This window comes from Pelagibacterium sp. (genome assembly GCF_965249125.1).
Lineage (GTDB): Bacteria > Pseudomonadota > Alphaproteobacteria > Rhizobiales > Devosiaceae > Pelagibacterium.
In genome coordinates this window covers 3,655,032-3,666,135 of sequence record NZ_OZ252217.1, presented here as the reverse complement: position 1 = coordinate 3,666,135, position 11,104 = coordinate 3,655,032, and the positions used below count along the sequence as shown (strand labels likewise).

At 60.3% G+C, this 11,104-nt stretch carries 8 protein-coding genes and 2 pseudogenes; 3 read left to right on the top strand and 7 right to left on the bottom strand.

Going from position 1 to position 11,104, the window contains the following annotated elements:
* Positions 1 to 35: 35 nt before the first annotated feature.
* From ACP148_RS17820 to ACP148_RS17805, 4 genes are read right to left on the bottom strand one after another with little or no spacing between them, the layout of a single operon-like run.
* On the bottom strand, positions 36 to 2,183 hold the full coding sequence (locus tag ACP148_RS17820) for a GumC family protein (protein WP_421952710.1): 2,148 nt from the start codon (positions 2,181 to 2,183) through the stop codon (positions 36 to 38).
* A 38-nt stretch (positions 2,184 to 2,221) separates the two neighbouring features.
* Positions 2,222 to 3,037, bottom strand: coding sequence for a metallophosphoesterase (locus ACP148_RS17815; RefSeq protein ID WP_421952711.1), 816 nt, complete (start codon positions 3,035 to 3,037; stop codon positions 2,222 to 2,224).
* Entirely contained in the window at positions 3,034 to 4,434 is a 1,401-nt protein-coding gene (locus ACP148_RS17810) for an O-antigen ligase family protein (protein WP_421952712.1), read from the bottom strand. Before ACP148_RS17810 ends, ACP148_RS17815 begins: the two co-directional genes overlap by 4 nt.
* Complete coding sequence (locus tag ACP148_RS17805; RefSeq protein ID WP_421952713.1) at positions 4,435 to 5,082, bottom strand: hypothetical protein; 648 nt, start codon at positions 5,080 to 5,082, stop codon at positions 4,435 to 4,437.
* 288 nt (positions 5,083 to 5,370) lie between these two features.
* On the opposite strand from ACP148_RS17805, the gene ACP148_RS17800 reads away from it, so the two are divergent.
* Positions 5,371 to 5,955, top strand: a complete 585-nt coding sequence (locus ACP148_RS17800) for a transglutaminase-like cysteine peptidase (RefSeq protein WP_421952714.1) — start codon at positions 5,371 to 5,373, stop codon at positions 5,953 to 5,955.
* Here ACP148_RS17800 and ACP148_RS17795 read toward each other — a convergent pair.
* Together ACP148_RS17795 and ACP148_RS17790 are read right to left on the bottom strand one after the other, a co-directional pair.
* Positions 5,952 to 6,874 (bottom strand): annotated as a pseudogene (locus ACP148_RS17795) (IS630 family transposase). The gene ACP148_RS17800 and the pseudogene ACP148_RS17795 sit on opposite strands and share 4 nt — an antisense overlap.
* Positions 6,875 to 6,932: 58 nt before the next feature.
* Positions 6,933 to 7,379: pseudogene (locus tag ACP148_RS17790) on the bottom strand (IS5 family transposase); the annotation flags it as partial.
* A 55-nt stretch (positions 7,380 to 7,434) separates the two neighbouring features.
* Between ACP148_RS17790 and ACP148_RS17785 the strand changes: the two are divergent.
* On the top strand, positions 7,435 to 8,460 hold the full coding sequence (locus ACP148_RS17785; protein WP_421952715.1) for an IS110 family transposase: 1,026 nt from the start codon (positions 7,435 to 7,437) through the stop codon (positions 8,458 to 8,460).
* A gap of 125 nt (positions 8,461 to 8,585) precedes the next feature.
* Here the strand turns inward: ACP148_RS17785 and ACP148_RS17780 are convergent, their stop codons facing one another.
* Entirely contained in the window at positions 8,586 to 9,044 is a 459-nt protein-coding gene (locus tag ACP148_RS17780; protein ID WP_421952716.1) for an IS5 family transposase, read from the bottom strand.
* 698 nt (positions 9,045 to 9,742) lie between these two features.
* Here ACP148_RS17780 and ACP148_RS17775 point away from each other — a divergent pair.
* The gene (locus ACP148_RS17775; protein ID WP_421952717.1) at positions 9,743 to 10,912 is read left to right on the top strand and encodes a hypothetical protein; all 1,170 of its coding nucleotides are present in this window, start codon (positions 9,743 to 9,745) and stop codon (positions 10,910 to 10,912) included.
* Positions 10,913 to 11,104 lie beyond the last annotated feature (192 nt).

Below are 11,104 nucleotides of genomic sequence, written 5' to 3'. Positions count from 1 at the left end.
CCCTAGTCTTACGTTTGCTGCCAGCCTAGTGCTGTTTAGCCGTCGTAATATCCATTGTAATTTTTTCCGTAGCGTGACTGGCTGCGCACCTGCTGGTTGAGAATGGCAAGCATGGGCGCTTCGGGATTCTTTGCCTGTTCAAGCCGGCTCAGGGCGTTGCGCACTTCGGCCTGGGCGGTCGAAGACCAGCGCACGACAAAGACCACAGCGTCGGCATATTGGGAGAGATAAAGCCCGTCAACAACCGGAAGAACCGGCGGCGTATCGAGAATAACCACCTCGAAATTCTTGACTGCCGCAGCAATCAGGCGGGCAAAGGCATTGCTGGCAATCAGCTGGTCGGTTGGAATCTCGGAACGCTTGGACCCCACAACCACGCTTAGCCCGGTGTCCTCGTCACGAAGAATGATCGAAGACAGCGATTCGCCCTCGGTCCGGCCAGCCAGGTATTCGAACAATCCGAACTCGGATTCGATGCCCAGGTTCTTGTGGATCGCCGGACGCCGCAGATCGCAATCGAGAATGAGGGTTTTTTTGCCCGATTGCGCATAGACCCGCGCCAGAGACAAGGCCACGGTCGTTTTGCCTTCATCGGGTACCGACGACGACACCATGACCACCACGCCGTTGCCATCGGCCCCCTTGAGCGTCAAGAGTCCGGCATCGGGGCTCTTGGCCCGGCGCAAATGCTGATCTACAATCGCCCTGGCCCGCCGTATGGCCTCGGAAAACTGCGAAAGTGGCGCCGTGATCAGCGTCTCGGCCGCCGATTGAGCGTCGGCATTGAGCCGCTGGAGCGGAATGTCGCCAATTACAGGCAGCCGCGTCACCAGACTGAGCTGGCTTTCGCTGGTAAAGCCGCCAACGAAGTTCTCATAGACAAAGGCCAGCCCAATTCCCAGGCCCAGCCCTGCAAAACCTGCCATCAGCAGGATAAGCTGCGTGTTTGGAAAGGCCGGGCTTGCCGGCGGCAGCGCGCGCGATACGATCCGGCTATCAGCAATCTGCAGCTCGGACTGTACCTGCAAATCGCCCGAGCGCGCCAGAAGCGACTGGTACTGCGTGCGGGCCAGATCGGCCGATTGCTGGAACTCATAGAGCTGGGTCAAAACATCGACCGGCAAATTGGAGGACAAGACGTCGGACCGGATCTGCTGTCGCAACCCGCTTGCCCGATCGTCGAGTTCGGCAACCTGTGAACGCAGATCGGTCAATTCCTGACTGGCGCGCTCGGCCATCGCCGCTTCGACCAAAGCCAGCTCCTCTCGCAGATTGATCACCGCCGGCGAATCGGCCACGGCATCGGAAAGATTGGTTGCGAGGGCCTGACGCTGAGCGTCCAGCTCGGCAAGCGCATCGGATTCCAGTTGCGCCACAAGGCTAGACCAGTCCCGCGACGCCGTCGCTTCGCTCAGCGTCTGGCTCAGGGCCTGCAACCGCTCGCGCGAGCCGGAAATCGACTGCAGGTCGTCGCGCAGGGCCGCAACCGAGCTTCCCGGCTCTGCGGCCAGCTGATCGATATTTTCGTTGATGAAGGAATCGAACTGCTCTTCGGACCGCCCGATATTTTCGCGGGCCAGTTGCAGGCGCGCCTCTAGCACCTCGCGGGCCGCAAGAACGCCCTCGATCTTGGACTGCATCTGATCCTGGATGTAGGCCTCAGCCAGGGTATTGGCCAGTTCCGCTGCCTTTTGAGGTTCTTCGGACCGGGCCTGCACTGAGATCACGTAGGTCAGCCCCCGGCGTTGGACCGAGACCGCTGCCTTGACTCGATTGAGCACACTTTGCACAGCCGCGTCACCCTGCGGCAGATCGGCATCGCCCAGGCGCAGCAGCGCCAGTATCTGATCGCGCCAGTCCAGCCTGATGCCAAACTCCTCGTCCGCCAGCAACCCCTGCCTGTCAATGACATCGAGCAGCACGGTTTCGGAGCGCAAAATTTCCACTTCCGAATCCACCCGCGCGTTTTCAGTCGATGCGCTGGAGATCTGCGCATCGGGATCGATCAGCGCGTTGCGCGAGGTATCGACCAGAATAAGCGTCGAGGCCGAATAGATCGGCGTCAGGGCAAAAAGCGCAATGCCCGCGATACCAAGGCAGACGAAAAGCGTGGCCAGTATCAAACTCAACCGCCGTCGGAGCAGGTTCAGAATACCCCGGATATCGATTTCTTGATCTTCCATAATCTTTCCAGATTCGCGGGGAAGAGGGCGGTTAGCCTTCAATTGTGCTGGCTTGGCCCCAATTGTTCAATGATTATCGGCTCTTGACCAGACCTTAGACACACAGCCGTCAGCCGGTCACTCATATATGCACCAGTATCGATAGCGATCTGTTCAGGCGTTATCAGCGGGCGTTCGACAATTGTATGGCCATGCACAACGCAATAGTCCGATTGCCAACCGTTATTTTCCGCCGCATCGGTCTCATGGCGGAACCACCTGAGGTCCCGATCCGTCTGGTCCTTAAGAGCGATTCCGGGGCGCAACCCCGCATGGACCAGCACATAGCTCCGAACGCGGATCATGACCGGCAGATCGGAAAGAAACTGAACGTGCTCGCGCGGTATGTAAGCCTCGAGCACAGCGCGATTGGTCTCCCAACTGCGTGCGCCGGGGTCGAGTTGGGATATGCTCACTCCATAGGACGCCAGGGTCTCTATGCCCCCGAACCGGCACCACCACTCAAGGGCCTCGGCGCTTTCAAACGCCTCGAGCATGGCCTGTTCGTGATTGCCCGAAAGGCAGAACCTGCGAAAGCCCCATTTGGGGGGTGCCAGAAGATGATCTATGACCTGTGCGGAGGATGGGCCGCGATCAACGACATCGCCGACCAGGACCACCCATATGTCTTCTCCCACAACTCCCGCATGGCGTGCGATCTGCTCCTCGAGTGCTTCGAGCAGGTCCAAGCGCCCGTGAACGTCGCCGATGACGTAGAGAGCTCGGGGGAATTCATCGCTGGCGAGCCGCGGCGCACCCCTGCGGGCACTTTCTGGTTCAAAAGCACCGAAAATGCGGGCGAACAGCTTTTTCATCGAGTTTTTTGCCGCCGCCCATATTCGGTCACACCGCCCAGCCCCAGGCCCAGCAACGCGGAAAAAAACAGTGCATTCGCCTCCATTTCCAGCGAGAAATCGACAAGCGAATGCAGCGCGGCCGTTATGATGATGCCCAGCGAGGCCAGTGGCAGAACCCAATCGGATTTGCGCCGGATAAACAGCCCAATGCAGCGAAAACCTATGCCCAGAACGACAAGCAGCGGTATCGAACCAAAGATTACGCCATATTCCACCCACAGCGCCAGATACGTCGAGTGCGTCTTGTTCCAGACAAGGTCGGGACTGACCGGCAACGCGTGAAACAGGGGGAATGCCGCCTCAAAACTTCCCCCGCCAAAGCCGAGGAACGGTCGTGAAGCGATCATATCGCCCACCTGCCGATAGAGCGCTGCCCGCACATCGAAACTTTGTTCCACGCTTCCCAACCGGTCCAGCGTGCCCGAGCCGAAAAGCACGGTCATGGCGACGGCCAACCCCACCCCCAGCACAACCATGAACACCGAAAGCCGCGGTTGGCGCCGGCCAAGCTTGAAAACGTATCCTATGGCGACCACAACGCTGCCGGCCAGCCCTGCCGCAAGCCCCATCCGCGACTGCGTCGAATAGAGAGCGATAATGAGAAACGACAGGCCGACAAGCAGGAACATGATGGTGGCAGTCGGGACCTGCCGGCTATCAGTGGCTTTTTCAACGGCCTGTGCGGTAAGGGCGGTGCCCAGTACCATTCCGAAGGCCACGAAGGTCGCATAGGAGTTGCGATTGACAAACGTCCCTGTCGCCGACCCCAGATATGCCCATTTCTCGAGAAAGAGCAGCGTGTCGCCGAATTGGGTCAGGGCCAGTAGGCCATAGACCGCATGCGCAACAATGACCCAGAAGAGCGCTCCCGCTGTGAACCTTGCCCGCTCACGATTGGCGCTCACCTGCAGGACAAGGAAGAAAAAAAACCCAAAGGTCAGAAGCTGGACGAGACTGTGAAAGCTCGATCCAGGCGCTATTGAAAGGGTGGATGACGCCACCTGCGTGCCCGGGGCGACAAAAACCGTGCCCACCGGCACAACGAACTGGATGACCGCATAAAGACACAACAGCGCCCACAGCCCGGTCAGAACCGGAATATCGGACAGGCCAATCCGGAAATTGTCGCGCTGCCAGAGCATCACGATACCATAAACGACCCCCGCACCTCCGACCAGCGCCGCATTGATCGCCCAGAAAACCGGCCTGTTGGCGCCCAGTGGTATGGGAACCAGAAAGAGAAAAGCGATCAGGCCGATCGCAAGGATGTGGTTGAGCCGCTTCTGCCCTTTGGTGTGGCGATTTCCACCCGACGCGGCTCTCGTGACCTCAAATCCGGAAACGTCGATCGCCATCTAGGCTCGTGCCCCCATATTTCGGGCTTCAGCGCGCACCACGGTGACAAACCGCTGCTGGATTTCCTCAGGAAGCGTATCGACAATTGCGGTGACGCGTTCGCGGAACGCCGGATTGGCTACATATCGCGCGGCAATTGATCTGATGCCCCGCCGCGACTGCGCCAGAAGCGCCAGGTCGGCCAGATGGCCCGCCCCGGCATAGGTCCCAAGTGTTGCGTAATGGAGTTCGGCAAGGGCCACGCGACGCTCTGCCAGCCATTGCTCATTGGGGCCAACCGACTGAGACCGCTCAAGGGCGGCAACCGCCGTTTCGACCTCACCCAGCGCGTAATGCGCCAGGGCCCCGATATAATAGCCATAGCTGTGACTGGGCATTTGGGAAACCGCAGTCCCCGCCGTCTCGATGCAGGAATGCGCCACCGCCGACATCCGTGCGGTCGGGGCCAGGTAAAATGACAGCCTGGTCATCGTTTCGTCGCAGATTTCAAGCGCGACATTGGTCCCAAAGGTCGAGGGCGGAACCGGCGCCGGTTCAAGCATCAACCGCTCAAAGATTTCCGAGCGTGGCGCAAACGAGAACGCGAACGGGGCGAACTCACGGGCAGCAAGATAGCCCCCTGACGATCCCAGAATCAGGGCAGACACAATCAGGATCAAGCCGTTGAAATGAGAAGACATCGAAGACGCGCAAATCCCATATTTCCCAAGCTTGCGCAGATCGGCGCAATAGGGTCAAGCGTCAACGCCGCTAAGGGTTAAACCTCGTCAAAAACAGCGCAAATCCACTCTATCCACATCAAAATGTATTCAAACAAGCGACAAGTTCGAAAGGGTTTGGCGTCAGGATGGGAATCAGCTGAAGGCTTTCTTGTGCGCTGGCGGCGCTGCGAAGGGCGCCGTGGTGCAGCCCTGCTGGTGGAGAAATGATCGACTATGAGCATCGCCTCGCTTGTGTCCGGCGCCGCACTGGCGCTCTCGCTCGCCCTTGCCGCACCCCCTGCCCTCGCTCAGACGGTCCAGCCCTCAACCAACGCGGTCCTGTCGGGATCGGACATGCGGATCACCACCTCATCGGCCACACCCGCCCCCCTGGGCCTGCAGATCTTCTGCATGACCTCCCCAACCCATTGCGCCTCGGCCCCCGCCACCCAGGTGCACATGGACACCAATCTCATGAGCGTGCTCAATTCGGTCAACCGCTCGGTCAATGCGTCGATCCGCCCCCAGAGGCGCACAACCCAAATCTGGACCGTTGGCGCAAGGGTCGGGGACTGTAAGGACTACGCAATGAACAAACGCGTCCAGCTCATCGCCCGCGGCGTGCCCGCCGGCGCCCTGCGCCTGGCCATCGGCTTTACAGCCCGCGGCGAGGGCCATGCCGTGCTCGTGGTGCGCACCAATGCCGGCGACTATGTGCTCGACAACCTCACAAGCCAGATCAAGCCCTTCAACCAGACCGGCCACACCCTCGTCGCCATGTCCTCCAACGACCCCAAGCGCTGGAACACTATCTCCTAGTCATCTGAATCTGACGTTCGGCTCATTGTTTTTTGACAGAAGCGTTTGACTGCGGCGAGGATGTTGTCGGCGGATTTGACCCACTTATACGGTTTCGGGTTCTCATTGTGCGCTTGGATGAACGCGGTGATATCGGCTTCCAGTTCGGTAGTTGATCGGTGCACGCCGCGCTGGAGCTGTTTGCGGGTCAATTCGGCGAACCAGCGTTCGGCCTGATTGATCCAGGATGCCGATGTCGGCGTGAAATGGACGTGCCAGTGAGGGCGGCGCGCGAGCCATGCCTTGATCTTTGGCGTTTTGTGGGTGGCGTAGTTGTCCATGACTATATGCCCGGCGCCATGGGCAGGGCCGGTCGTTCCCGATCGAGCGCCTGGATCTGGGACTTTTCATCCACGCATAGAACGATCGCCCGATTGGGTGGTGACATGTAGAGCCCGACGATGCCCTGCACCTTTTCCACAAACAGCGGATCGGTCGAGAGCGTGAACGTTTCGCTCCGATGTGGCTGCAGCCCGAAAGCGCCTCAAAAGCGCCGGATGGTGGTGTGTGACAAGCCTGTCTCGGCGGCCATGGAACGGATCGACCAATGGGTTGCATCCCTGGGCGTGGTGTTCAGCGTGTGCTCGATCACCGCGGCCACATGTGCATCCGATACCGTGCGCGGCAGCCCAGGGCGGTATTCGTCGGTCAGCCCTTCGATCCGGTCTTTGACAAAACGCCGCCGCCATTTTCCGACCGTGTACTCATGACCCCCAAGGCGAGCCGCGACTTCCTTGCTGGGCAACCCATCAGCACACAGCAGGATCATCCGACACCGGTCCGATAGCGACCGAGGCGCTTTATGTCGGCGAACCTGAGCTGCGAGATAACTGCGCTCCTCAATGCCGGGGACAACATCATCCGCAATCCGACCAACCATCGAAACACCTCCTGAGTTCGACCCCACAAAATGATATTGGGCTGTGGTGACGATTTAATCATTTAAGCCACAGCATGACGCTGGCAATTTTGACGAAGCCGAGGAAGTGGGCGGCGCGCTTGTCATATCGAGTTGCGATGCGGCGCCACTGCTTGAGCTTGGCGAAAAAACCTTCGATGCCCCAGCGTTGCCGATAGGCGATCTTGTCGTAGCCATGTTGGTATTTGCGGTGGCGGCGGGGCGGGATCACTGGCTCGCCGCCTTCATCGAGAATGACATCATGGAGGCTATCGGCGTCATAGGCCCGGTCGGCGAGAACTTTGCCCGCGGCCAGTCCGGCGACCAGATCGCAGGCGGGTGCCATATCATTTTGCTGACCCGGCCCGAGCGCAAAGCGGACCGGCAGGCCAAGCGCATCAACTACGGCATGGAGCTTGGTGCCGAAACCGCCACGGGAGCGACCGAGAGCCTGGGTTTGCGCTCCCCCCTTTATGGATGGCCCGCCCCTCCGTCCGGCGCCCGTGTAGGATGCCGGTGTTCAAGAAAGGAAGGAACGGACCATGAGCATGGTGATCCTCGGTATCGACTTGGGCAAGAACAGCTGCAGCATCGTCGGTCTCGACGCAGATGGAACGGTGATTGTGCGACGGCGGATGCGTCGCGACGGGGTGATCGCGTTCGCCGCCAAGTTGGCGCCTTGCACGATGGCAATGGAAGCGTGCTGTGGTGCCCACCATATGGGCCGATCGCTTGCGGCGCTCGGGCACGAAATTCGGCTGATGTCGCCGGAGTATGTGCGGCCTTACGTCAAGGCGCAGAAGAACGACGACCGTGACGCCGAGGCGATCGCCGAAGCGGCGACCCGGCCAACCATGCGTTTCGTCGAGCTCAAGAGCGAAGAACAACTCGACGTTCAGACTCTGCACCGGGTGCGCGACCGTTTGGTCGGCGAACGCACCTCATTGACCAATCAGATAAGGAGCCTTCTGTTGGAGCGCGGGCACGTGGTGGCGCAGGGCCACGCCCGACTGCGCCTCTTGCTCGGTGAATTGTTGGACTCCGGCACGGATGCGCTGAGCCCGCGCATGGCGTTCCTGCTCGGCGACATGCGTACACGCTGGGACGAGTTGAACCGCCGCATCACCGCCTTTGATGCCGAGTTCGTAACCATGGCTCGCACCGACGATCGGGCCCGGCGGTTGACAGGCATTCCCGGCATCGGAGCGCTGAACGCCACCGCTCTGGTAGCCGCGGTGGGCAGCGCGGCTACCTTTTCGAGGGGACGCGATCTTGCTGCATGGCTGGGGCTCGTGCCTCGCCAGGCCACCACCGGCGGCAGGCCGAAGCTACTCGGGATCACGAAGCGGGGCAGCCGTTATCTGCGCAAGATGCTGATCCAGGGCGCGCGATCCGCCATGTCCTCGCTGGCCAAAACCGACACTGCAATCGGATCGTGGCTGCGTGCGCTTCTGGCCCGCGCCCATCCCAACGTGGCCGTCGTCGCGCTGGCCGCGAAGATGGCCCGCACCGTCTGGGCGCTGCTCCGCCATGGAAGGATCTATCAGGTGGCGTCGATACCGGCATGAGAAACACGCGTCCGAGTATACTTCGCCGGACGCGATGATCTGCGAGTGGTGAAAGGAAGATGGCCTGACAGTCGATCGGTGTCCCGAAAACCTCCGGCGCAAAATGGCCTTCGAGGCCGGCCCCTTTATGAGGATCGGAACGCGCGGATCTCCATCTTGGCGGCGGCCATCGTGCCGACATGCCGGATACGTTTGTGCAGACTGATCACGTTGTCACCCAATTGTCGCTTGCAACCGGGGCGGGCCATACGTTTGCGCCGCGCCCCTGCGGCCTGGGCCTGGGCGCGGATCACTGTGGCGTCGATGGCCAACCATTCGAGATCGGGAGCGTTCGCGACCGCCTCGAACAGACGATCAAACACGCCCATCTCGATCCAGCGGTAATAGCGCCGCTTGACCGTCTGGTAAGGACCGAACCGGTCTTCGGGCAGATCGCGCCAGCGGCCACCAGACCGGGCCATCCACAAAAGCGCATTGAAAAACCGACGCCCATCACTACGTGGGCCGCGCTTGCCCTTGCGACCGCCCGGGACAAACGGCTTGATCTGTTCCCACTGATCGTCGCGTAAAATCTCACCATCCATCGCTGACCTCCCAAAGGTCAGCGTTGAATCTGATTTGCCGCGAAGGGGGAAGGCAAAGAGCATTCGGCACCAGTGGCGTTATCACCCCTCCTCAGTGATTCCGGACCTCTCCGGGGATCGAATCCGACACGAGACCGCCCTGACCTGTCGCGGCTTCTCATGCCCTGCCCTCGCCTGCCCCACGCGATCAAGTTCCGTTTCGGTTTTCCGCGTGAAATGCCAAGTATCTTTGCGCGGCTTTTAGGCGGAGCGGCCATTTGTTGCACTCATTCCGATCTTTGCGGGAACAGATGCGGCCAGGCACACGCTCTTTTGCTCTTGCATGCGTTTGACCCCATCTGAAGTGCGCGGAACGCTTCGTTGGCAATTGGCGCGGTTGATGCCGAAGACAGTGAAACGCTGTCGCGCCCGCGGCCTTCCAGGACGTAGACTCATAACTTCTGATCCACAGACGCGCTGAGAAGAGCTTGAGTGCGGCGAGAAAGTTGTCGGCGCGCTTGTCGTATCGGGTCGCCAGGCCGGGCCCACCACTGGCGACAGCCCGACGATCAAATCCGGTGCCCTGGCGACTTTCTCGTCCGAGGTCCGAGGCCCGATCCCCCGATCATCCGACCCGGCCACGTGGCCATCGCGCTCATTTGACATAAGTTGTTGTTTTTGCTATTGTGGTGTAGTCGATTAATAATGGGAAAGCAATCATGAGCCGCGCTGCCGCAAGCTCCACAACGCTCAAGAGCTATCGCCGTGGCGGCGCCATGCTCGTCAAGGCAGCGATCGGTCGGCTCGAGATCGATCCGGCGAGTGTGACACCGATCCTGATGCTCGAAGCGCTCCGGAACGATTTTGTTGGCGGGAAAAGCGTCTGGACGCCAAACACGGCCTGTGTCTATCGCCAGCACATCAGGACGGTGTTCGAGGCCGCTCCGGTTGAAGCGAGCGAGAAGGAACACGCTGACCGGCTGCGCCAAGAAACTCTGGATGCCCTCAAGGAGCGCACGGGCACCCCGGTTCCGGCTCGCGGCGCGAGCAAGAAGGTGCTCGTGCCTATGCGCGAGGAACTCGACGATCTTTTGGGGCATCTTAGATCGAAGGTCGCCGGGCATGGCGACATCATCGATTTCGTTCTGGCGCTTTACCTGCTCATCATGCCGCGTGTCGGGCTGCGCCCGATCGAGCTGACTTGGGCCGAGCGCCAGGGAAACAGCCTTATCGTCAAGACGGCAAAGCGGGACGGACGGCCCCAGCGCATCGTCCCGCTCGAGAACTGGCCCGAGAACTATCTGTTTGCCCTCGATTTGCTGCTTGCAGCAATACCGCGTGACCTCAGCGAAAAGCAGTTCACAAAGTTTCGCAACCTATTGGCTTCGCGCCTTGCGCGCGCGTGTAAATGGACGCGCACGCGCCGTCGGCTCTGCCTTTACTGTTGCCGCCATATCGCGATCGCGAACTGGCGGGATGTGGGCATGTCCTCCCATGAGATTGCCCAGCTGGCCGGACATGTTGGACTGGCCGGCCAGCTCCATTATGCCCGGGGACGGTCTGGCTATGGAGGCCGGTATATCTTTTATAAGCACCCCCAGCAGGACAATGAGAACCTGGCCGCTGCGGCGGCAAACGTGGAGCCAAAGTCCCAATTGCCCGCGCGGGCTGCCTCCGGCTTCGAAGAGGCCGATTTTCCCGTCCCTTCAGCCACGCCCGCAGAGACAAGCGGGAGCGATGGCGAAGAGCTCTGGCGCCAAGCCCGCGAGAAGGCCGACAAGGAGACTGAAGAGATGTTCGGCGGCCGTCCGCCCGGCTCGCTTCTACCACGTCCCAAAAAGCCCAATCCCGATGAGGGTCCCGACCCCGACGATGAGCCCTCCGCCTGAGAGGCTTTACGTCACCTGCGCGGTGGCCCGCCTGTTGTTGGCGTCAGCACAGCTGCAGAGCCCTTGCGTCATCGAAACTTCGGGAGGCAACCCCCAGTGTCTTTTACGAGCAAGCCCAATGCTCAGCGAAAGAAATGCAGAACAACACAGATAAAGATGCATTGTAAATAGTTTTGATTTATTAACCATCTC

What these genes read in the sequence shown, in the direction of transcription:
- ACP148_RS17820 (WP_421952710.1), bottom strand. Translation starts at nt 2,183, where the DNA reads ATGGAAGATCAAGAAATCGATATCCGGGGTATTCTGAACCTGCTCCGA.
- ACP148_RS17815 (WP_421952711.1), bottom strand. Translation starts at nt 3,037, where the DNA reads ATGAAAAAGCTGTTCGCCCGCATTTTCGGTGCTTTTGAACCAGAAAGT.
- ACP148_RS17810 (WP_421952712.1), bottom strand. Translation starts at nt 4,434, where the DNA reads ATGGCGATCGACGTTTCCGGATTTGAGGTCACGAGAGCCGCGTCGGGT.
- ACP148_RS17800 (WP_421952714.1), top strand. Translation starts at nt 5,371, where the DNA reads ATGAGCATCGCCTCGCTTGTGTCCGGCGCCGCACTGGCGCTCTCGCTC.
- ACP148_RS17785 (WP_421952715.1), top strand. Translation starts at nt 7,435, where the DNA reads ATGAGCATGGTGATCCTCGGTATCGACTTGGGCAAGAACAGCTGCAGC.
- ACP148_RS17780 (WP_421952716.1), bottom strand. Translation starts at nt 9,044, where the DNA reads ATGGATGGTGAGATTTTACGCGACGATCAGTGGGAACAGATCAAGCCG.
- ACP148_RS17775 (WP_421952717.1), top strand. Translation starts at nt 9,743, where the DNA reads ATGAGCCGCGCTGCCGCAAGCTCCACAACGCTCAAGAGCTATCGCCGT.